The organism is Acinetobacter sp. B-6 (genome assembly GCF_056930735.1).
In genome coordinates, this window is record NZ_JBXPBY010000002.1 from 306998 (window position 1) to 330458 (window position 23461).

Here is a 23461-nt window from a genome sequence, read left to right on the forward strand (position 1 = left end):
TAACCACACTTTATGACTAATCTCCGTACCAAGGATATTATTGCTCTAGGGTTCATGACTTTTGCCTTATTTATTGGGGCAGGCAATATTATCTTTCCACCCATTGTCGCTCAACAAGCGGGTGAACATGTATGGCTAGCAGCATTGGGTTTTCTAATCACCGCTGTAGGCTTACCTGTCATCACCATTATGGCGCTTTCAAAAACTGAAGGTTCGATTGCAATTTTAAGTTCTCCTTTAGGCAAAGTTGCAAGTTTAATCTTGACTGTAGTGTGTTACTTATCAGTCGGTCCACTTTTTGCTACACCACGTACCGCTACAGTTTCGTATGAAATCGGTTTTTCATCTTACTTTGGTACAGGTGGTACTCCGCTATTTATTTATAGTGTGATCTACTTTGCCTTTGTTACTTTAGTATCTCTTTACCCAAACAAACTGTTGGATACCGTAGGTCATATTCTTGCACCTCTTAAAATTATTGCACTTGCCATTCTTGGTATTGCAGCCTTTATCATCCCGACTGGTTCAATCTCTCCTGCCATCAATAATTATGCAACTAGCCCTGTTTCTGAAGGCTTTGTAAATGGTTATTTAACCATGGACACTTTAGGTGCATTGGTGTTTGGTATCGTGATTATCCATGCCATACATTCTCGTGGTGTCACCGACAAAAAACTGGTAACCAAATATGCAATCATTGCAAGTTTAATTTCTGGCGTAGGTTTAACACTGGTTTATATCAGCTTATTTAAGCTCGGTTTAGGTAGCCATGATGCAGCACCAAATGCAGCAAATGGCGCCGTGATTTTGCATGCTTATGTTCAGCACGCTTTTGGTGATCTTGGCTCATTATTTCTTACTGCTTTGATTTTTATCGCATGTATGGTCACCGCGATCGGTCTAACATGTGCATGTGCTGAATATTTCTCTGAGTTGACTAAGATTCCTTACAAAGTTTTAGTGATCATTCTGGTTTTATTCTCTTTGGTCATTTCAAATTTAGGTTTGACTAAATTGATTGCATTTTCTGTACCGGTTCTCAGTGCGATTTACCCGCCCGCTATTGTCGTTATTCTATTGAGCTTCTTTTGGAGCAAATTTAATAATCCAGCAGCAGTGGTTGCACCAGTAACTGGCGTTGCATTCTTATTTGGAATTATTGAAGGTATTAAAGTTACGGAATTTAAAGATAGTTTACCGCTATTGATCCAAAACTTACCGTTAAATGAACAAAACCTTGCTTGGCTTATTCCATCATTGATTGTTTTAATTATTTGTGTCGTTATCGATAAAGTTAAGAAATAAAGCGTCTTAGCCATCGTCCTTAAAATTTGATTTTACCCAAATCTAATTTTAACTGTGATCAATAATTGTCATGTTTACCCAACAGACTGTTATTGTTTGCGACACAATTTAAAATCATTCAATGTATTGCATGTGATTAATCACACACTGCTAAAAATTACTTTTGCATTCTCAGTTTTGTCGATCATTTTTATTCTTTAGATGACAAGAACATTCCTTGAATATACACAGCAATCAACTGATTAAAGTTTAACCATAAAAACATATCAACTTACAATTTGCTGCAATCAAATATAAATTTTCATCATTGATCATAATTTATTATAAAATTTGCATAAATATTGCATAACTTTCATCGACTTTAGTCAAAATTCTCTTGCACTTGTTATAAGTTGCTGTATTTTAATTTGATAACCACTTCACACTTCTTCAACAAAAAATACACTATTTAAGAAAAAAATCACTCATATTTTCATTTTTTATAAAATAAGTCATGTTTGTAATAAATATGTCATAATTATTTTGAATAATAGAGGTATTTGCTCTTGAAATAATAATTAAATGTGGTACAACTAAATAAACCAATCCAGACTAAAACAATTTGGTTTTTGTCGAGCAGACAGGAGGTATGGAGATGTTATCATTACATTTCAACAAGCAAGTCTTCATTAATTCTTTGAAGGCAAACACAAAATTAGTCACATATTTGAGTACAACAATTGCCCTTTTGGCTACTCTGCTCATTCACGGACTTATTCAAGGCAATTTAAAACCTGAATATTTTGCTTATGCATTAGCGGTATCTGCGGCTTTCTATATTTGGGACGTTGTAGATCATAAATCGCGAAAACTCGCAAAAATCACTGAATAAAAGATGGATGCCAAGCATCCATCTTTATCGATAATAAAAAATTATAATAATCCTTTAATCATCCCTAAAAGCAAGATTCCTGTCGCAAAAATCTCTCCAATCACCAATAAAATCATCGCTAAACGAAGTAAAATTTTCGGTAAATGTACAGCACCTAATTGATGAGGTTGCTTAAATTGGTTGGTCGTATCTTTGAGCCAACCATGTAAAACATAACTTGCAATAGAAAAACTAAAAAAAACTAAATTTACGATCACACAGAGTAAATTAATTATTTCCTGGAAACTCGAACAATACGCCATCACAGCTAAAATCAAGCTAGCAGGCGCGTAAAGCAAGCTACTTCGATGTGCTATATCGACATAGTAGTGTGCTCTGGCAAGTTCTGAACGACTGATCTGGACGTACTTCCAGACACCTGTGAGCATCCCTACCCACAAATAAACCCCACTAAAAATAAGTGCCAGTTTTACCGATAAGTTTAAAGTGATTAAATCCATTTGATAAAGTTCCTATTTTTCCTTATCACATTCAGATCTGACTTAAGAGTCATCTTTCAAACAAGTTTCTTTTTAGAACTTGTGTAAAGTAGTTTTAAATTGAACAGCTTTGGATTGTACTATGACAATATATGAAAATTTAACCATAAGCTGCGCAGATAGCTATAGCTTAAGTGCACGTTTTTATCCGGCAAAACAATCAACTCAGCACTTACCTGTACTGGTTTGCCCTGCTACAGGAATTACACAGGGCTTTTATCATCATTTTATCGAATGGCTTACTCAACAAGGTCTAGATGTGATGGTCTTTGATTTCCGTGGTATTGGAGACTCATTACATGGACCATTATCTCAATCCAAAGCAAGTATTCAAGATTGGGGACAGCTCGACATTCCGGCTGCCATTGAGTCACTTTTAAACAAGACAGGAAAGAATCAACTGACTCTCATTGGTCATAGTGCAGGAGGTCAGTTACTCGGTATTGTTCCAAATTATAAGAAAGTCGCACAAGTTATTTCGATATCTGGCTCTACTGGTCACGTCAAAGGACTTAAAGGTCGCACTAAACGCTTAGCACCTGTCATGTTTAATTTAGTTTTCCCAATTTCCAATCGCATCAAAGGCTATGGTGCAACTAAAATGCTCGGTATGGGAGAGAATCTACCGCAAAAAGTAGCACAGCAATGGGCTGAATTCTGTAGCCAACCAGGTTATGTAATAAATGCTGTAGGTAAAACCGTATTTGAAGATTATCATCATGAGATCGAGTGCCCTATCACCTCTTATTGGTCTTCTGATGATGAGATTGCAACTTCCGCTAATGTAAAAGACCTGCTTCGTCTTTACCCTAGAGCCACAACTGATATGATCGAGCTGAGCCCACAACAACATGGTCATAAAGTGATTGGGCATATGTTAATGTTTAAGAAAAGCCATCAAAATCTCTGGCCAATCATGACCCAAAAAATATTTAATCCAAAACTTTAGTTTTCAGCACTTAAATACGTAATCCTGTTTAAGTGCTCTTTTTATTCAAAAAAAAATGCCTCAGGACTGAGGCATTTTTATCAAGGATGAATGATTTAAATCACTTTACAAACAATGATTATTAAAACTGCTCTGGACGAGTAATTTTTACTGTTTTGATTCGATTCTCATCCATTTCAATCACTTCAAACCAAATCCCTTCATGCTCTATTTGTGTACCCAAATGCACATCGCCTTGCGTTTTATCGAGAATTAATCCAGCGACGCTAAAGTAGCCAGAATCCTCTTGAACAAGGTCAAGCATTCCCAACTCCAATTCAAGTTGATACAAATCAAGCATACCTGATGCCTTCCAAGTACTTTCATCCACTTTAATCAGCTCCAACTGTTCATCTGCATCTGGAAACTCACCTGCAATGGCTTCAAACACATCAAGCGGAGAAATCAAACCTTGAATATTTCCAAACTCATTACTCACCAAAACCAATGAACCTTTGGAAGTTCTTAGTGTATGAATTGCATCAATGACCTTCATTTTCTCAAAAATAAAGATGGGACGATTACGTTTCAATAAAGCTTGAAGCTGTTCTGGCTCGTCCAATACATCAATTAACTCTTTAGCACGAACAACCGTAACCACTTTGTCTAATTGCCCACGACAGACAGGGAATAAACTATGCGGTACAGCTAAAATTTGTTGACGTATGCTCTCTGCATCATCTTCTAGGTTAATCCATGAGATCTGAGTTCTTGGTGTCATAATCGATGCTACAGAACGTTCCGCAAGGGTAAGTACGCCACCGACCATATAACGTTCTTCATCACCAAACGCTTTTTGTGCTGCTAAAGCTTCAGGGCTTTGCAATAAATCAGCATCTAACTTACTGCCCATCAATTTTAGAATTGAATCCGCAGTACGATGACGCAATGGCGTTTTAGCTTGATGTTTTTCAGCATTACGGCTTGAGAATTGATTAAATGCTTCAATTAAGATTGCGACACCAATACCTGAGTAGATATAGCCTTTCGGAATATGGAAACCAAAACCTTCCGCAATCAAGCTAACCCCAATCAACAATAAGAAGCTTAGACATAGAATCACCACTGTAGGGTGCTTATTTACGAATGTGGTCAATGGCTTAGATGCAATTAACATTACAATTACAGCAATCGTAACTGCCGCCATCATCACATAAATATTATCCACCATACCAATCGCAGTAATCACCGAGTCTAGTGAAAATACGGCATCTAAAACAATGATTTGGGCAACAACAGCCCAGAAGCTGGCATATACAGCTGCTCCTGAACTTTTGACTTCAGGCTTCCCTTCCATTTTTTCGTGTAATTCAGTGACAGCTTTATAAACGAGGAACAATCCTCCAAATAATAAAATTAAGTCTCGTCCTGAAAAGGATAGTCCCCCAAATGCAATTAAAGGTTTAGTTAAAGTGACTAACCAAGAAATAATCGTCAATAAACCTAAACGCATGATCAAGGCCAAAGAAAGACCGATGACTCGTGCTTTATCTCGTTGTTCTGGAGGAAGTTTATCTGCAAGAATGGCAATGAATACCAGGTTATCGATACCCAGTACGATTTCTAAAACGATAAGGGTTAAAAGTCCAACCCAAATTCCAGGGTCTAATAAAAATTCCATTATTAGATCTCCCGATTATTCTTATAAGTATATAAATTGGAGAAAAATAGGCTTAACCTACACGGCGACGGATCCATGAATGATACCTTTTCAACTAAATTACTTTAATTATGCACAATATCGACGACTTGTAATTATATTTCATGAAATTTTTACATTTATTTAATCTTTAAGTATTATCGATTTTTTCAAAGCTACATCTGATTATCAAGCTTTCGCGCTGTTGCCAATAAGAGATTCAATAACTTTAGAAAATAGTCAAAGATTTCGATAAATTTTAATTATTTTTCACCTGTTGATTTTATTGATTTTTTTAAATTGAAAATTGATAAATTATGCATTTATAAAAAAAATTGTGAAATTCATTGGCTACAATCGACAATATTTTTCATAAAGCCAACTTGGTTTTTTTTATTTTTCAGATATAATAACAATTGATGTTAATTTGTTTAACAAATAAACCTATTTTGTTGCAAAACATTGTTGAAATTTATGGCTTGAATCATGGAAATACAACGTTGAACAAAGTTCTTCATGATTGTTTTTTAAACAACTGCTAAACCATCTTTCATTTTGATTAGCAATAATCAAAGGGGTTCACTGTCGATTATAGTATGATTTTTTTAAGAGTAACTAATCAATTCAGTTTTTTTAAAAAAATTTTAATGCAATATAAAGACTGTAAAACATGAAACTGGTAATCCAGCAATTGCATGAAGAAGCAACTATTTTCCGCTATATGAAGTTGTCACCTATTCATATAAAAACTGCATTTTAATGTATTTTTGGAATAGTTTAACTTAAGTTAATTTTCTAGATGGATCTATTTTTCGTCGATTTTTCTAGTTTTTTGGCATTAAGTGTGACGCACATATTGATTCAGATATTCGAAATAAAATATTATTAGTGCTTAACATATGGCAATAATTACAAAAAAACAGGGACATTCAGATGACTAAGAAATATTCAAAATTTCTGCCTTCTGCGGAAAATTTTAATATTGAAAATTTTCCTTATTATTGGGTTACACAAGTCCATGCTCAGTACGTCTTAAACTTAGATCAAGTGCTCAAAAAGTATGGGGTTGATAATTCACGGCGTCGTTTATTGGTTTCCTTAGAAGCCAAACCTGATGCCAGTGTATCTGAGCTTTCCGAAATGATTGTCTCTAAAATGTCGACAACCACAAAAATTGTCTACCGTTTAAAAGAAGAAGGGTTGGTAGACACGTATTCTTGTAAAAAAGATAAACGGATTACACGCGTCTGTTTAACTGAAGAAGGGAAACAAATAACCCAAAAAATCAATGATTTAATGGGTGTAATTTTAGAGCAATCCTTTGAAGGACTTACCCCGCTTCAAATTGAAAAAACCATAGAGAATTTAAAAATTATTTTTAAAAATCTTGCACATTGATGTTGAAAATTATTCATCAAATATACTTAACTGTGGAGAGTTGATGTCATTACGTTGTTTAGGACAATAAAAGCATTCAAACTCCTCCACAGGAAATCCCTCTATAAAACTCGAAATATCAGGCTGTTTCAAGTTCAGCCACGCATCCAAGCGATGATGTGGAATCACGACAACAGAACGCTTATCTGTTCTTGGCTCATGAAACTCTCTCATCATGGGATGAAAATGAGCATCCATGCTAATCATAGTTGCTGACCGAATTACTTCACCATTTTTTAACCGTGCAATTTCGTATAATGCTGCAATATAAAATGCCTGACCATCCTTCCGTCTAACACCCCATCGCTGTGGCTTTCCATTGACATATTTAGACTCGTAAAACTCAGTAACGGGAATAACCCCGAATTGGCATTTACTTAATGCTTCTGTAAAACTACGTTTTTCCATCAATGTTTCATTACGCGCATTATAAGTATGCTTCCCCGCCTCTTTATCTTCAGCCCATTTTGGAATTAAACCAAAATTGACCAAACGCCACTCAAGACTTTTTTGAGCGTTAAAAAGTAATGGCATTTCTAAACTAGGAAATACTTCTGGTTGATATGTAAAAGGAATAGCAGGTAAGCCAAGTTGTTTTACTTGTGTGGCTGTGATCGGTTTAAAATTAGCGCACATAAAAATGATAATGGGTTGATCACATTCATTCTCTTGATTCTATGAATGTGATCTAACTCAATACTCCTGATATATTCAGAATTAACCAAAGTCCGTCTAAAATAGCCTATCCAAAGATTTTTTTAACTTTCGCACTTAAACCATGGAAAAACTTATGTTTAGCATTGGCTTTTTCACTGGTCAAAAAGTTAATTTGAATCGATTGGCGTTGCCCTTCATAAGGAATATAGCCATGCCAACCATTATCAGTAACTTTAAATGCAACCAAAGAGCCAGGACCAGCACCAATCTCAGCGACATAGTTATTGATATCTTTGTCGTCATTTAGAATACGTAAACGACCATTCGGTGCATCCCATGATTCATTTAGATAAATCAGAATAGTCAATAGTTTACTTTTAGAATCACTGTGAATACGACCATCTTTTTGTCGAGAGTAACCACGCAAAGTGATCATCATCGGATGTTCCATCACATTAACATCAAATTTATCTGTCAGAATTTGGCGAAACTCTGGTGTATCTAAAGATTTTAAAAAACGATCAAAATTAGGTTTAATTTCCACATCTTCAATATTAAAACTTCCACCCTGTTCAATTTTTGGGAAGTCTTTGATCACTGCTTGAACTTCACTGTCTGCCAACGCATTTTCAACCACAAAAAACGGATAAGGTGTCGTGACGACTTCAGCATTTTTCAGCGCATCTAATTTCAGAATTGATGTCATTTATAATTCAACATAATAATTAACTCCTTTAAATTGTAGCAGAGTTTTCATGTTGTTGGCTTAAACCAGAATCAGCGAAAACAAATTTTCTGGCCTTAAAACTGTCTTTTTGCCACTTTAGAAAGCCATAAAGCCTCCGAAGAGGCTTTATGTTTGATTTAAAATCTACAGTGTAAAATTAATCACCTGTATAACCTTTTAATTTTAAACGGTATGCATGCAATAATGGTTCAGTATAGCCTGATGGTTGCTCACCGCCCTTAAAGACTAGATCATAAGCAGCTTTGTAAGCATAACCATCGAAGCTTGGTGCCATGTTGGTATATTCTGGATCATTGGCATTTTGCTCATCCACAATTTTTGCCATACGTTGCATAACTTCTTCAACTTGTTGCTGAGTTACAATGCCGTGACGTAACCAGTTCGCAACATGTTGAGATGAAATACGCAATGTTGCACGATCTTCCATTAAACCAACATTATTGATGTCTGGCACTTTAGAACAGCCTACGCCCAAGTCAACCCAACGTACAACATAACCCAAGATCCCTTGAAGATTGTTTTCAAGCTCTTTGATTTTCTCTTCTTCAGTCCAGTTTGTATCAGTCGCCAAAGGTGGAGTAAGTAAATCATCTAAAGGTAAAGCTTCAGTTTTCAACAATTCTTGCTGACGAGCTGAAACATTGCACTGATGATAATGAATCGCATGAATCACCGCACCTGATGGAGATGGAACCCAAGCACAGCTTGCACCAGCTTCAGGATGCTCGATCTTGGTTTTGTACATGTCTAAAAGCATATCTGGTTTTGGCCACATGCCTTTACCAATTTGTGCTTTGCCACGTAATCCAGCTTGAAGACCTACCATCACGTTACGGTTTTCATATGCTGGGAACCAAATTTGCGCTTTTACTTCACCTTTACGAACAAATGGTCCTGCTTCCATGAATGTATGGATTTCATCACCAGTACGATCCATAAAGCCAGTATTGATGAAAATCGTACGATCTTTTGCTTGAGCAATACAGTTTTTCAAGTTTACAGAAGTACGGCGTTCTTCATCCATAATCCCGATTTTCAAAGTTTTCGCTGGTAGACCCAATGCTTGTTCAGCACGTTCAAATAATTCAACAGCAAAAGCAACTTCTTCTGGACCATGCATTTTTGGTTTAACGATATACATAGAACCTTTACGAGAGTTCTTGTTTTCGTTTTGACCTTTGATGTCCGCAAAAGAAAGCAATGGCGTGATTAAAGCATCCATAATGCCTTCGTAAATTTCAACACCATCTACAAGGATCGCAGGGTTTGTCATTAAATGACCCACATTACGAAGCAACATCAAAGAACGACCATGAAGTGTCGTTTCACCACCAATGAGGTTCTTGTGACTACGATCTTTGTTTAATTTACGGGTAACGGTTTTACCATTTTTCTCGATAGATTCTTCAAGAGTACCCTTCATCAAGCCTAACCAGTTACGGTAGCCTTCAACTTTTTCTTCTGCATCTACAGCTGCAATCGAATCTTCCAAATCTTGAATCGTCGTTACTGCTGCTTCTAACACAAGATCTTTAACGCCAGCCGCATCTGTTTTACCGATTGGACTATTTGCGTCAATTTCAATAATTACGTGCAAGCCATTATTGAGCAGTACGATTTCAACGGGTGCAGATTCTTCACCATTGAAACCCACAAATTGAGCTTCTTTTGCTAAAGTGGTTGTTGAACCATCTTTTAGCGTGACCACTAATTTTTTATCTTCAACTGCATAGCGAGTTGCATCTGCATGAGAGCCATTTGCAAGCGGGAATGTTTCATTTAAGAAGTTCTTTGCAAATGCAATAACTTTGTCGCCACGAACAGGGTTATAGCCTTTACCCTTTTCTGCGCCACCCTCTTCAGAGATCACGTCAAAGCCGTAAAGTGCATCGTATAAAGAACCCCAACGGGCATTTGCTGCATTTAGGCAGTAACGTGCATTACGCACAGGTACAACCAACTGCGCACCAGCCAATAATGCGATTTCTTCATCTACATTTTCTGTGCTGATTTGGAAATCTTCTACTTCTGGTAATAAGTAGCCAATTTCTTTTAGGAAAGCTTTATAAGCTTCAAGTTCAAATTTATTGTTGCGGTGCCATTCATCAATTTTAGCCTGAATCTCGTCACGCTTTGCTAAAAGCGCCTTATTCTTTGGGCTAAGATCGACAACAACTTGCTCAAAGTTTTTCCAGTATGTTTCACTGTCTAAACCAGAACCTGGTAGTGCTTCATTTTCGATGAAATCGTAAAGTTCTTTAGCAATCGCTAACTTGCCTTTTTGAATACGTGCAGTCATTGTCTTTCCTGATATTGCTACTTTTTATAACAAGAGTTTCTAGTATACCGATTTAAACCATGCTGAATAGTATTATCACATTCCTAAATAGTGATCATTTTAATTAAAATAAATACATACATTAACTTAAAAAATAACGATCAGAAATCCGACAATATCATCAACTTGAATGGCTATTTACAGTGTATAAATTTTTTAAAATGTCTAAATTAGACCAAAGTGCTGAATCTACGCTAATTTACTCATTTTTTAATACACTTTTTTTCCTTGAGCAAAGATTAAGCCACGAATAAAGCTAAATGTCGATAAAGTAAAGTGATATTTCTATGTAAAGAATTGTTCGATCCTTTATGGCTTGAATTTTTAGCTCATTGATTATCAGAAAAGTATGATCAACTCCTTTTAAAGGGGTCACTAAAGTGAACGAAGACACTTTATTGTCGCTTGTTTTATTTTAAGATTTGATAAAATCAACGCAAATAAAAACCTGCTTAAAATGGGCATCTTAAGCAGGTTAAATGTGATCAAACAAAGATCAGACATCAATCAAACATAGATTTGAGATTTGATTTCTTCGATCTGATAGAAATTTAGTTAAATGTTTTGAAACGTGCAGCATCATCAATAAATGCTTTTTCACCAGCAGGTGCTTCAATTGAACCAAATACCAATTGCGCACGAAGTTTCCAATCCGCAGGGATTTCAAAAGTTTCTGCAACTTCATCATCCACGATCGGGTTATAATGCTGTAATGAAGCACCAATACCTGCTTCAGATAAAGCTGTCCAAGCTGCAAATTGCGCAATTGCAGTCGAGTGTTCAGCCCAAACTGGGAAATTATCTGCATAAAGTGGGAACTGCTCTTGCAAGCCTTTCACTACGCTTAAATCTTCGTAAAACAACACCGAACCTGCGCCAGCAATAAAGCTGTTAATTTTACCAGCAGTTCCTTCAAATGCTTCAGCAGGAACAATTTTACGTAAAGTTTCTAAAACAATTGTCCAGAATTTTACGTGTGAATCACCAAATAAAATTACTGCGCGAGAAGATTGTGAGTTAAATGCAGATGGACTATGTTTTACTGCATCTTTGATGATTTCTTCAACTTTTGCTTGGTCTAAGCTGATATCTTTACCCAATGCATAAATTGTACGACGTTGTTTGATTTGATTTAAAAATGACATAATGATAATCCTTCTTTGGCGCGATACGCCGTTTTCTTTAACATAGACAAAGTTTATTGCATGATTTTGACTGTTTCCATGCATAAATACATAACAATGTGTTCTATATTTAGAACAATATTAGAAATAGAAAGACTTTTAAACAAAAAAAGCTTTATCAAAAATCACATTAATATTTTGATTTTTATAAAAATTAAATCCATGCAGTTAATTTTAAAAAATAGTGTTGCCATTTTCTTCAGATTGTTATCGCGTAGACCACAAAAGAAATTAAGGTAAAAATCATCTTTAATTCAACACGGATCAATCCATTCTCAGCATCTGTCACGCTAAATACTTTAAAGCAAAAATTTAAACAGAAAATAAAAACTCCGCATCAAGCGGAGTTTCCAAATCAGCGAATCAGACTACAATCATTTATCTGTTTCAAATAAAGCAGCTACAAATGATTTAGCAGAGAATGGACGTAAGTCATCTATTTTTTCACCAACACCAATAAAACGGATTGGTACATGTGTACGACTGGCAATATTAAATAGCACTCCACCTTTTGCAGTACCATCCAATTTAGTAATCGTTAGACCTGTAAGACCTACAGCTTCATCAAACATTTCTACTTGATTAATCGCGTTCTGCCCTGTACCCGCATCCACAACCAACATCACTTCGTGCGGCGCTGTTGCATCAATTTTCTGCATGACACGTTTTACTTTGGTCAGTTCAGACATTAAATTGCTTTTATTGTGTAGACGTCCAGCGGTATCTGCGATAAGAACGTCAATTCCCTTAGCACGAGCACTTTCAAAAGCATCAAAAATTACAGACGCACTATCAGCACCATGACCTTGAGCAACAACAGCAATATTATTACGCTCCCCCCAGATTTGAAGCTGTTCAGTTGCTGCTGCACGGAATGTATCACCTGCGGCAAGCATGACTTTTTTGCCTTCACCCTGTAAACGTTTTGCCAGCTTACCAATTGTAGTTGTTTTACCCACACCGTTTACCCCAACCACTAAAATCACAAATGGATTTTTATTTGGGTCGATATGCAATGGTTTTACACGTGGTGCAAGTAATGTCACCAACTCTTCTTGCAAAGCTTTATACAATGAATGTGAATAGATCAAATCTCCACGTTCAGTACGCTCAGTTAAATTCGCAATAATGGTTTTTGTCGCTTCGACACCAATATCAGCAACTAAAAGCTGTTCTTCAACTTCTTCTAGCAATTCATCGTCAATCTCTTTCCCGCCGATCAATATGTTGACCATACCATCTGCGAAGCTTTTGCGTGATTTAGACAAACCTTCTTTCATACGACTGAAAAAACCACCTTTGGCTTTTTCTTCAGTCGCTTCAATCTGTTGTTCTTGACTATCAGCTTGAGTAGATTCCATTTTCGGTATTTCTACTTTATTATTTTCAATAATAGGCACATTGACGGCTGGTAAACTAGGTAATGTGACATCGTCATCCCCGATATCCGCATCAATCAAGAATTTATTTTGCTGTTCTTGCATGCCGATTCCTTGAAAAGCATAGCGTTAAAAAAGAATGAGTTTAGCATAGATTGAAACATTTTTAGCGTTAAAGCAGTGATAAAACAAGCAAACCAAAATGCAACACGATCGCCTTGCTTTAACTGATTCATTTTTTAAGAATAGTTATAAATTTAGAATAATTTTTTTAGGTCATCTGTGTATATTTTGAAATCTAAATTCTTACAACTTATGCAACACTCCAAAGTTATTATTGCGCCTTTATTATTCTTATGCACTTATACTTTCAATACTCAGCTTCATTCAGCCCCAGAAAGTCAACTTGCACGTACAACTTTTGAAACCACGCTAAAGAATGGTCTAAAAGTCATTATCCGCGAAGATCACCGCTCCCCTATTGTCATGACTCAAATTTGGTATGGTGTCGGCAGTAGTGATGAATCTGGGAATGTGCTCGGTATTTCTCATGTACTTGAGCATATGATGTTTAAGGGAACCAAGAAAGTTCCAGATGATGAGTTTGCTCGGTTAAGCCGAATTTATGGTGGACGTACTAATGCAGCAACCTATACCAATTACACCAATTATTATCAGCTTTATCCTAAAAAATATTTTCCCTTGGCTTTAGAACTTGAAGCAGATCGAATGACCAATTTGGTGTTGAGACAGCAGGACTTTGACCCAGAAATCAAAGTCGTTATGGAGGAAAGACGGCAAAGAACAGATGATAATCCACGTAATCTTGCTTTTGAACGTTTTAAATGGATTGCCTATCCAACCAGCCATCATCGACAACCCGTGATTGGATTTATGAAAAATCTACAAAATATTCGTTTAGATGATCTCAAACATTGGTATCAAACTTGGTATACACCCAATAATGCAACGCTCGTTATTGTAGGAGATGTCAACTCAGAACAAGCATTAAAACAAGTCGAAAAATATTTTGCAGCAATCCCGAAAAAAGAACTTCCTGATCGCAATGATGTGCTGGAATTTGATCGAATGGGTTATCGACATATGGAAGTTCACCTTCCAGTACAAGTTCCAAACTTGTTTATGGCATGGAATGTTAAATCTATCGCTACAGCAAAAAACCCACAGGATGCTTATGCATTGACCATCATTCAATCCTTACTCGATGGCGGAATTTCAGCACGTTTGCAAGATCGCCTCATTCGCGATAAAAAAGTGCTTACTGCCATTAGTGTCAGTTATGATCCGTATAATCGAGGTGACAGCTTATTTATGATTTCGGCAATACCGAGCGATGGTGTATCCCTGCCAGATGCGCAGAAAGCAATAGAAAAAGAAATGAACTTATTTAAAACAGAATTGGTCAATCAAGCCGAACTAGATCGCGTAAAAAATAACTTCGTTTCCAATTTAATCTACAGCCAAGATGATATTGGCGGTCAGGCCAACATGATTGGCAACTTAGAAGTGAATGGTTTAAGTTTTCGTTTGATGGATGAATTGCCAAAGCATTATGACAAAGTAACATCACAGGATTTAAAACGGATTGCCAATATTTATTTTGTTAAAGACAATCTCAGTAGTTTGTATTTATTACCCGAAGATTCAAAAGAATAAATAAGGAAGCATTATGAATTTCAAACTATTCTCTATTTATTCATTTAAAACACCATTACTCGTATTGATCACCTTGCTCTACTCAAGTGTCAACTATGCTGAAGTCGAAATCGATAATCATGATGAAAGTGAAAACGTGATGGATGATTCCACATTAAAGGCAAATTCAACCTTACAAAGCTTAAAAAATTTAGATAAACAGCAGCAATATCAAACACCTTTTGTTCAAGACTTGGAAAATAACCAAAAAGTCAGAACTTTATTCGTTTCGACCACGGACCTCCCGATCGTCGATATTCAACTGACATTCAATGCAGGTTCTTCTCAAGATCAAGCATTGGGACAGGGCTTATTTGGTATGTCGAATATGGCTGCCAAACTGATTACAGAAGGTACAGATCAATATTCTGCAAAAGAAATCGCCTCAACCTTTGAAGGCTTAGGTGCACAATTCAATGTAACCGCATATCGAGATATGTTTGTCGTAAGATTACGCGTATTGTCAGATCCGGAAAAATTAAATCCAGCTGTCAATATGATGTTACATGTACTCAATCATGCCCAGTTTAATCCATCTGGTTTAAATCTTATCCTCAACAATACCAAAGTTGGGCAAAAACAAATTCAAGAAAATCCAAGCAGAATGATGAACATCCGTTTTTATCGCGCACTCTATGGACAACATCCTTATGCTGAACCCACTGTTGGCACCAACGGCAGTTTAAAAAAAATTACGCCAGAGCTACTACGTTCATTTAGACAAAAATTACTTGTCGCTCAAAATATGAATATTGCCATTACAGGGAATCTAACTGCTGCTGATGCGACTCAACTTGCCAATACCATTAGCCAAAATATGACGCAAGGTGAAGCAGCTGAAGTATTACCAGAACCGCAAGAACAACATGATTTTAATATTCATTACATTCCATTTAATTCTACACAAGCCAATGTCATGATGGGGCATCTAGGTGTAAAACGAAGTGATCCTGATCGAATAGCTTTAGAAGTGGCTAACCAAATGTTTGGCGGTAGTGGTTTTAATTCAGTACTTATGAAAGAACTTCGCGTCAAACGTGGCTATACCTACGGCGCATATAGCACCTTAGCGACCACTTTAGCACAAGGCTTTTTTAGCTTGAACTATGCAACTGAACAAAATCAATTGATGGACAGTATTCAAGTTGCACATCAAGCATTGCGTGATTTTGTCAAAAAACCTGTACAAAAGAAGCAACTTGAGGAAACCAAAGAAGGGATGCTACGTTCCTTTCCAATGACCTTTAGTTCAAATGCTAATATTAATGCACAGATTGCATCAATTGGATTTTATCAACTGCCTGCCGATTATTTAGCCCAATATCAGAAACAATTGAGTCAAATTACCGTCAAGCAGGTTCAAACAGCAATCCAAAAGCATCTCCGCGCGGATCGTCTCACTTTGGTTGTTGTTGCACCTACACTGGATCAACAAGCACTTAAACAAATGCTGAAAGATGATATAGGTGCCAATCCTCAAATCCAATCAGGTCAAACTCACGAAATAGAGAAAAATCCAATGCCAGATATCCCAGCATTGATCATCAAAAAAACCATTCGCCCTCAAGAGGAGTCTTTAAAATAGCTTTTGAAGATTATTCAGGATCAGTGATATCCACAGCAGGATATTCCCTAACACGCTGATGTTCAAAATGATAAGCTCGCAACAAACGTAGATAATCAGCAACACTGATTTGATCCTGATGTTGTAATTGTTTAGCTATATTTTGGGTTTGAGGATAAGCGGCTTGTTGGGAATATTGAATCACATATTGATATTGTTCTGGGCTTATTGGACGCAATAAGGCTAATGTTGCAAGAACAATCATCAGTGCGATGATCACAACAACAAAAGAATTCAAGATTTTTTCCACAGGAAATGAACAGCATAATTTTTGAAAATAATCTTTGATTTTTTGCATGAACTACCTCTAATTACAGATAGTTTATCATTCTGAATATAAAAATATAGCGCTTTCTGGACGACATCTGAACAACACTGCAAAGATCGATGTTTAGTCTTTGCTCTATGACAAGATGAGTTGACTCCCAGAACATGCAATATGACCTTTTACCCTCTCAACTGCTCCATGACTAATATACATTTAAAGCCCTCTTCTATTTTAGAAAAGGGCATGAGATCAATTTAGATAAAGCTGTTAATAAGCTCAAGACCCAAAGATCAAAGAATGGTTGCGCGTAAGAATGCAAAATATAGAATGATTGCAATAATTGCTAAAGCTATACATACAGCAAAAATACTTACACCGCCTTCAGCATGTGCAGGATGTAGATCATCATCATCAGCGAGACGCCTTAATTCCCCATCATAAACATGGTAAAAGTTCTTTTTTTGCACTGGGTCTAAATTTCTGGTATAATCGTAAACACGTTTTCGTTGGGCTAAACAATAATCACCAAGATGAATTTCTTGATGATAAATTGCTTCATCCAACTGCCGACGATGATACTGAGCTAATTCAACAATCTGAGACTCAGCAGCGGGTACATCAAAAGTAAAGCCATCTATCGTGTTTGTCATTTTTGCTCTCCCTTTGTCTTAATTCTCATATTGATTTTAATAAATATTATTTCTGTTTAATGTTTAATCATGTAATCTTATTTTCGTCAAGTGTAGATTTCAAAATACTTGACAAGTAACGCAAACTGTAATATTAGTTTAATAAAGTTAAGTTAGATTAGTTAAGTATAAGCTCCGATGGGGAGCTATGTTAAAAGATCATAATTACAATAAGGAGTTACCTATGATTCACCAAATCTCTCATCAAGACTTAGAACATGTATATGCGGATGCTGTAAACACAATCCAATGTGAAATGAACTTTGTAGAAGCAGTAAAAGCATTAGAAGATGCAGCAAAAGCTGGACATGGTAAAGCAGCAATGTTTCTTGCAGAACTTTACTACCAAGGTTTCCGCGTAGAACGTGATTCTTTAAAAGCGCAGTACTGGCAAAAGATGGCCACGATGCAAGCATAAGCAAACGTCACCTAGGTGGCGTTTTTTAATGCCTAAAGATTTTTTGATTAATAAATACTTACGCATTTGATACAATCTTTATTGTTTTAATAAATGCTTACGATTCACTATAAAGTACTCACAGTTCTTAAATGTATTTCTATTACAATAACACTGGTACATAAACAGACTATCGACTATGAAGAAGTATATCCACCTCCAACCAATATCGAACGAATTGTTTATTAAAATTTCTATTCTAAAATCACTGATGTATTGTGGTGTACTTTGGGGGCTTTATCATGAAGGATGGGCAATGAAATCAGCCTCAGAAGAAGTCTACTTCCCATTTTGGCTCAATGCGGTTCAAGCACATCAGTATGCCAAGATTCATTGGCCTCACTATACACCACGCAAAATAACACCAAAAGACTTTAGAGAATCCTTATTGCCGACGCTTACCCGCTTGAACATCATGCCTGCATTATTTAATTCTTCATCTCGGAAATTCAAACTATCAACCACTCAAATGGATCATTTCTTTTTTCACAATACCGCTCAATTTCAAACGGCGTAAAGAACAAGCAGTATATTTTGATGTTTTCAAAATGTTGTAAAAAATAAACTTTATATTTTGTGACTGTAGAGTATTTGCAAAGTTAGAAAATACAGTTAATTTAAAGAGGTGCAGATTGATCAGCACCAAAGAAAAGGAAGAATAATTATGACGACAGTAGCACAAGTCATCCAAGATAAAATTGGTCACGAAATTTACACGATTTCCCCCTCTGCCACTGTATTAGAAGCCATTACACTTATGGCAAACAAAGGTATTGGTGCTGTCGTAGTCACAGAAGACACCAAAGTTGTCGGCATTCTTTCTGAGCGTGACTATACGCGTAAAATTGCCCTTATGCAGCGTACTTCAGATCATACAACTGTTGCTGAGATTATGACCTCCAAAGTTATATCTGTAACACGCAGCCATACTGTCGAGCAGTGTTTAGGTCTAATGACCGATGGTCATTTACGTCACTTACCGGTAATTGAAGCAGAAAAATTAGTTGGTTTTGTATCTATTGGTGATCTTGTTAAAGCCACAATGGAAGATCAAAGAAAATTAATTGAACAATTACAACAATATATTTCAGGTTAAGAAAAAGATAGATATAGCCCTTCAAATGAAGGGCTATACGATCAATAACTATAAATCATAATGAATATTTCAATCATTTTTCAAATTTCTAGATAATAAAAATAATCACCTGCTTTTAACTGATGATCTTCATTTAATACTGGAATAAAACAATTACATTCTTTAAAGAAATTCAGCATATCAGGACGTTCATTTTCTACATTGATTATTTTAATTTCTGGAATCTCTTTGGTCACAATTCTATACCTTTCATCATAAGCCGTACGTGATACATAAGCCCATAAAATTTTGTATTTATACTCTCGGTCAATATCAAAACTATAATCATGGGATAATACTCCTACTTTCCATTCAGGTAAAAATGGTTTTAGGTACATCCGTTGCAATATTGTTGGCTTTACCAATAAATGCATATTTACAATGATGTCAAGAATATAACCTGAGATATAGCCCATCAACGCTTTATCTTCATACTTCATCGTCCTTTGGACAATTAAACGTCCTTGTTCATTGTAGAATTTTACCTCTTCTCGGCATACTGGGTTTCTTAAATCACCTGAAAATAATCTGAAATGATTGCCAGACGATTGAATTTTTTGATTATATTCACCTTGAGAATATAGTCTTCTTAACTCATTCAGAGATCTAAACAAACCCAATTGATTGAAAAAACGATGATCTGCTAAACCGCACGCAACAATATAATCATAGTTTTGGGTCACCTGCTGAATATTGTTTAAATAAGTTTCAAAACTAGTCGCAATGCTGTCATCCGTAGTTTTTTTATCTAGCGGGACATTCTTGAATGGTTTTATTTTAATTACTTCAAAATCAAAACCCCAACTTTGCATGCAATCTTGAATATATTCCATTTCAAAATTTTTATTCAAATTTTCGAGGTCATAATCTACACATAGCACAGCAAATCTTAATTTTTTATAAACCTTTATTTCACTTATGCCAGCCTGTCTTAATAAGGCTTTTTTGGAATTTGTAATAATATCATCTTTTTTTAAAACTAAATCTTTCTCTTGGTAGTCAGCCCCAATATTGACAATGCCCGTTCCTTTTTTTATATCAGCCAACACATCTCCTTTTTCAGGACTAAGATAAGCTGCTCTAAACCAAGGTAAATGTTGTTCTAAGGGTATCACCGTATTTGCTATATCTCCTATTTTCATATATGGAGCTATATCAGATAGGAATGTGTTTGTCTGTTTAATTGCAAATGGATTTTCCCCATTCATTAAATTTCGAAAGAAATGTATCGTTTCGATTTCTTTATACTGTTCTACAGTAGTAATATCATCTTGAATATTCAAAAACTTCCCATAAATTGCTGATAATCCTACAGTCGGATGTGCTGAATTAGCATAAATATCTTCTGCAAGCTTTCTACCTAAACAATTTTTTAAGGAAATTTTTTCTGTTAAATTTGAAATAGGCATGACTTGAGCAATATGCTCTTGCTGCCATAAATTATAATTTATATATTTACGGTTTCTGATTTCCAATGTAATAACTCAACAATGTTATAAAATTAAGCGATGATGCTTCAATGATTTTTATTAAAAATATGCTATTTGATATAATTTACATATCAAATAAATTATGCTAATGGCGTCGTTTAAACTCTTTTTCTCCAATAAAGTTCAATAATTTCATTATGATAACAGATAAATAAAAAACCCAGCCGAAGCCAGGTTTTAGATTGTTGAATTTTAAATCAGTTGAGATTTAACCGGCCAGCAACATAGTCTGCATCTTTATCACCACGCCCAGAAAGATTGACCACAATTTTGATTTCTTTCGGTAATTTCGGTGCTTCACGAATTGCCCAAGCCACAGCATGTGAACTTTCCAATGCCGGTACAATACCTTCTACACGGGACAGCATCATAAATGCATCTAAACATTCTTGGTCAGTCGCAGTTGAATATTCCACACGTCCCAAATCTTTCAAAAAGCTATGTTGTGGTCCAACACCAGGGTAATCCAAACCTGACGCAATCGAATGCACAGGCAACGGCTCACCCTGCTCATTTTCAAGTACATAGCAAGCCATACCATGAATTTGACTTGGCTTTCCTAAAGTCAATGTTGCTGAATGCTGTTGAGTATCCAAACCATGACCAGCAGGTTCCACACCAACCAGTTTAACCTCTGCATCATTTAAAAATGCCGTAAATGCGCCAATTGCATTTGAACCGCCACCTACACAGGCAACCACATAATCGGGTTGAGCACCAAAACGATCTTGTGCTTGAACTTTAATTTCATTGCCAATAATAGATTGGAAATCACGTACCATTTTTGGAAATGGGTGTGGACCAACCACAGAACCGATCGCATAAATAAAGTTTTGTGGATCTTTTAAATATTCATCAAATGCGCTATCTACCGCATCTTTCAATGTTGCCGTACCTTGCGTAACTGAAACCAATTTAGCGCCTAAAATTTTCATTTTGACAACATTTGGGTGCTCTTTTTCAATATCGACTTGTCCCATATGAATTTCACATGGAATCCCTACAAGTGCACAAGCAGTCGCCAAGGCTACACCATGCTGACCCGCACCCGTTTCTGCAATCACTTTGGTTTTACCCATATACTTGGCAAGTAAAGCCTCACCTAAGCAATGGTTAATTTTATGTGCGCCAGTGTGATTTAAATCTTCACGCTTTAAATAAATTTGTGCACCGCCCAATTGCTCAGAAAGGCGTTTGGCATAAAATAAAGGGCTTGGGCGACCAACATAATTGGCAAATAAATCCGCTAACTCATTCTGAAATTCAGCAGTTTGACGAATTTCTTCATAAGCAATGTTGATTTCGTCCATTGCCGCTTTTAAATGTGGTGGAATAAATTGACCACCATATTCACCAAAAAATCCTTGTTCATTTGGCAGTGCAATACCATTAATTTGATGATCCATATCTATCCCTCATTAAAATATAAGCCGTTGAATGAGTGGGTCTATTGACAGTTCTGCAATATTTTCGACTCAATGTTTTAACTCATACACGGCACAACTTACGAAATTGAATTATTCTAAATGATAAAAATATTATTTCACAAGGCAACAAGCCCATCGTAGAACCATTTTAGTCTTCACGACACCTGATGCTACAAGCTCGACCTTGCGTTATTCTTGCTCTGCCTATGGCTAAAATTATCTTAGACGATCATAGGCATCGACATGAAATTTAAAAATAGCTTCACTATTGTTGTATTTCATGTCTCACGCCATATACATCTCATGCGCAATTTTAGCCTACTTCAGATGCTATTTTTTTACCAACCCAAAAAACAAGCTAGCCTTTGATACGATCCCAAATTTATCGTGACAAATACTTGGTCATATCCTCGATGCCTTTAAGGGTCATTGGAAACATATGGTCCTCAAATATCTGCTTAATCAAGGCAATGGTTTGCGTGTAGTGCCAGTAATTCTGTTCTTCTGGATTCAGCCACGCTGTTTTTTCAAAATGTTGACGTAAACGACGTAACCAGACATCACCAGCTTCATCATTCATATATTCAACGGAACCGCCCACCGATTTTAATTCATAGGGTGCCATACTGGCATCACCAACAACAATTACACGATAGTCTTTACCATAAGTATTAAACAAATCCCATGTGTTCATTCGTGTAGAAGAACGGCGATGATTATCTTTCCAAACGTAATCATATAAACAATTATGAAAATAAAAATATTCTAAAGTTTTAAATTCTGTTTTTGCTGCACTGAATAATTTTTCACATTGTGCAATATGAGCGTCCATCGAGCCACCCACATCAAATAGCATCAAAACTTTAATACGATTACGCCGTTCGGGGACCATTTGTACATCTAAAATGCCCTGCTTAGCAGTTTCATAAATAGTACTATTGATATCTAACTCTTCAGCAGCACCCTGACGAGCAAACTTACGCAACCGACGTAAAGCCATTTGCATTTGCCGTGTACCTAAAATTTGCTCATCATCCAAATTTTGGTATTTACGCTGCTCCCATACTTTGACTGCTGAGTTTTTGCGGCTTGGTCCACCAATTCGAACACCTTCTGGGTGATCACCATAAGCACCAAACGGAGAAGTACCTCCAGTACCCACCATTCGATTACCACCTTGATGCTTTTTATGTTGTTCACGTAAACGTTCTTCCAACATTTTCATCAATTCTTCAAGCGAACCTGCTTTCATTAATTCAGCACGTTGCTCAGGTGTCAGATGCTTTTCAAGTAGCTCTAAATCAAACCAATCCTTTGGCAGTTTTTGAACTTTGCTGAGCAAATCATCAATATCAAAGGTGTGAATTCCTTCAAAATAATCTTTCATGGCACGATCATATTTATCAAAGAAGCGCTCATCTTTGACCATGACCGTTTTCACCAATTGATAGAAATCATCTTGATCAGCAAACACCAAGCCCTCACTCACCGCTTGGTTGAGATCAATCAATTCACGGGTAGATACAGGTACACCATATTTTCTGAGGGTATAAAATAATCGCACAAACAT

Annotated in this window: 21 protein-coding genes; 9 read left to right on the forward strand and 12 right to left on the reverse strand. The window is 36.2% G+C overall.

The window, feature by feature from the left end:
• The first annotated feature begins 12 nt into the window (after window positions 1-12).
• Window positions 13-1305: a branched-chain amino acid transport system II carrier protein gene (brnQ, locus tag AC1Z3T_RS04140; protein ID WP_151825134.1), complete on the forward strand. Its 1293-nt coding sequence runs from the start codon at window positions 13-15 to the stop codon at window positions 1303-1305.
• Window positions 1306-1939: 634 nt separating this feature from the next.
• Window positions 1940-2176: a hypothetical protein gene (locus AC1Z3T_RS04145; RefSeq protein ID WP_004830410.1), complete on the forward strand. Its 237-nt coding sequence runs from the start codon at window positions 1940-1942 to the stop codon at window positions 2174-2176.
• A gap of 41 nt (window positions 2177-2217) precedes the next feature.
• Here AC1Z3T_RS04145 and AC1Z3T_RS04150 read toward each other — a convergent pair whose 3' ends face one another.
• Complete coding sequence (locus tag AC1Z3T_RS04150; RefSeq protein ID WP_005032019.1) at window positions 2218-2676, reverse strand: hypothetical protein; 459 nt, start codon at window positions 2674-2676, stop codon at window positions 2218-2220.
• A 121-nt stretch (window positions 2677-2797) separates the two neighbouring features.
• Here AC1Z3T_RS04150 and AC1Z3T_RS04155 point away from each other — a divergent pair, with 121 nt between their 5' ends.
• Window positions 2798-3664, forward strand: coding sequence for an alpha/beta hydrolase family protein (locus AC1Z3T_RS04155; RefSeq protein WP_009584766.1), 867 nt, complete (start codon window positions 2798-2800; stop codon window positions 3662-3664).
• Between the two features lie 121 nt (window positions 3665-3785).
• Here the strand turns inward: AC1Z3T_RS04155 and AC1Z3T_RS04160 are convergent, their stop codons facing one another.
• Window positions 3786-5324 (reverse strand): TerC family protein, encoded by a 1539-nt coding sequence (locus AC1Z3T_RS04160; protein WP_288381052.1) that lies wholly within the window; start codon window positions 5322-5324, stop codon window positions 3786-3788.
• 951 nt (window positions 5325-6275) lie between these two features.
• Here AC1Z3T_RS04160 and AC1Z3T_RS04165 point away from each other — a divergent pair.
• Window positions 6276-6740, forward strand: a complete 465-nt coding sequence (locus tag AC1Z3T_RS04165) for a MarR family winged helix-turn-helix transcriptional regulator (RefSeq protein WP_004830405.1) — start codon at window positions 6276-6278, stop codon at window positions 6738-6740.
• 9 nt (window positions 6741-6749) lie between these two features.
• Here the strand turns inward: AC1Z3T_RS04165 and AC1Z3T_RS04170 are convergent, their stop codons facing one another.
• The 5 genes from AC1Z3T_RS04170 to ftsY all read right to left on the reverse strand — a co-directional run bounded on the left by AC1Z3T_RS04170 (window position 6750) and on the right by ftsY (window position 13190).
• Complete coding sequence (locus AC1Z3T_RS04170) at window positions 6750-7415, reverse strand: SOS response-associated peptidase (protein WP_419319489.1); 666 nt, start codon at window positions 7413-7415, stop codon at window positions 6750-6752.
• 106 nt (window positions 7416-7521) lie between these two features.
• Window positions 7522-8142, reverse strand: a complete 621-nt coding sequence (locus tag AC1Z3T_RS04175) for a 2OG-Fe(II) oxygenase (RefSeq protein WP_004830403.1) — start codon at window positions 8140-8142, stop codon at window positions 7522-7524.
• A gap of 178 nt (window positions 8143-8320) precedes the next feature.
• Window positions 8321-10483: a malate synthase G gene (locus AC1Z3T_RS04180; protein ID WP_288381047.1), complete on the reverse strand. Its 2163-nt coding sequence runs from the start codon at window positions 10481-10483 to the stop codon at window positions 8321-8323.
• 590 nt (window positions 10484-11073) lie between these two features.
• Window positions 11074-11667, reverse strand: coding sequence for a nitroreductase family protein (locus AC1Z3T_RS04185; RefSeq protein ID WP_004830401.1), 594 nt, complete (start codon window positions 11665-11667; stop codon window positions 11074-11076).
• A 413-nt stretch (window positions 11668-12080) separates the two neighbouring features.
• The gene (ftsY, locus tag AC1Z3T_RS04190; protein ID WP_151962122.1) at window positions 12081-13190 is read right to left on the reverse strand and encodes a signal recognition particle-docking protein FtsY; all 1110 of its coding nucleotides are present in this window, start codon (window positions 13188-13190) and stop codon (window positions 12081-12083) included.
• A 210-nt stretch (window positions 13191-13400) separates the two neighbouring features.
• On the opposite strand from ftsY, the gene AC1Z3T_RS04195 reads away from it, so the two are divergent.
• Window positions 13401-14762, forward strand: coding sequence for a M16 family metallopeptidase (locus AC1Z3T_RS04195; RefSeq protein WP_151779770.1), 1362 nt, complete (start codon window positions 13401-13403; stop codon window positions 14760-14762).
• 13 nt (window positions 14763-14775) lie between these two features.
• The gene (locus AC1Z3T_RS04200; protein ID WP_483396468.1) at window positions 14776-16386 is read left to right on the forward strand and encodes a M16 family metallopeptidase; all 1611 of its coding nucleotides are present in this window, start codon (window positions 14776-14778) and stop codon (window positions 16384-16386) included.
• Between the two features lie 10 nt (window positions 16387-16396).
• On the opposite strand, the gene AC1Z3T_RS04205 is transcribed toward AC1Z3T_RS04200, so the two are convergent.
• Window positions 16397-16723 carry a hypothetical protein gene (locus AC1Z3T_RS04205; RefSeq protein WP_005032035.1) on the reverse strand — a complete coding sequence of 109 codons (327 nt, stop codon included), beginning with the start codon at window positions 16721-16723 and terminating at the stop codon, window positions 16397-16399.
• A 260-nt stretch (window positions 16724-16983) separates the two neighbouring features.
• Window positions 16984-17343: a hypothetical protein gene (locus AC1Z3T_RS04210; protein ID WP_004830396.1), complete on the reverse strand. Its 360-nt coding sequence runs from the start codon at window positions 17341-17343 to the stop codon at window positions 16984-16986.
• Between the two features lie 223 nt (window positions 17344-17566).
• Between AC1Z3T_RS04210 and AC1Z3T_RS04215 the strand changes: the two genes are divergently transcribed.
• From AC1Z3T_RS04215 to AC1Z3T_RS04225, 3 genes are all read left to right on the forward strand, one after another.
• Window positions 17567-17800, forward strand: coding sequence for a hypothetical protein (locus tag AC1Z3T_RS04215; protein ID WP_004719607.1), 234 nt, complete (start codon window positions 17567-17569; stop codon window positions 17798-17800).
• Between the two features lie 178 nt (window positions 17801-17978).
• Window positions 17979-18356, forward strand: coding sequence for a DUF2750 domain-containing protein (locus AC1Z3T_RS04220; RefSeq protein WP_004830394.1), 378 nt, complete (start codon window positions 17979-17981; stop codon window positions 18354-18356).
• A 147-nt stretch (window positions 18357-18503) separates the two neighbouring features.
• Window positions 18504-18935: a CBS domain-containing protein gene (locus AC1Z3T_RS04225; RefSeq protein ID WP_004830393.1), complete on the forward strand. Its 432-nt coding sequence runs from the start codon at window positions 18504-18506 to the stop codon at window positions 18933-18935.
• A gap of 80 nt (window positions 18936-19015) precedes the next feature.
• Here the strand turns inward: AC1Z3T_RS04225 and AC1Z3T_RS04230 are convergent, their stop codons facing one another.
• The 3 genes from AC1Z3T_RS04230 to AC1Z3T_RS04240 all read right to left on the reverse strand — a co-directional run bounded on the left by AC1Z3T_RS04230 (window position 19016) and on the right by AC1Z3T_RS04240 (window position 23461).
• Window positions 19016-20449, reverse strand: a complete 1434-nt coding sequence (locus AC1Z3T_RS04230) for a molybdopterin-binding domain-containing protein (protein ID WP_483396469.1) — start codon at window positions 20447-20449, stop codon at window positions 19016-19018.
• Window positions 20450-20661: 212 nt separating this feature from the next.
• Complete coding sequence (gene trpB, locus AC1Z3T_RS04235; protein WP_042085606.1) at window positions 20662-21870, reverse strand: tryptophan synthase subunit beta; 1209 nt, start codon at window positions 21868-21870, stop codon at window positions 20662-20664.
• Between the two features lie 403 nt (window positions 21871-22273).
• Entirely contained in the window at window positions 22274-23461 is a 1188-nt protein-coding gene (locus AC1Z3T_RS04240) for a vWA domain-containing protein (protein ID WP_004830390.1), read from the reverse strand.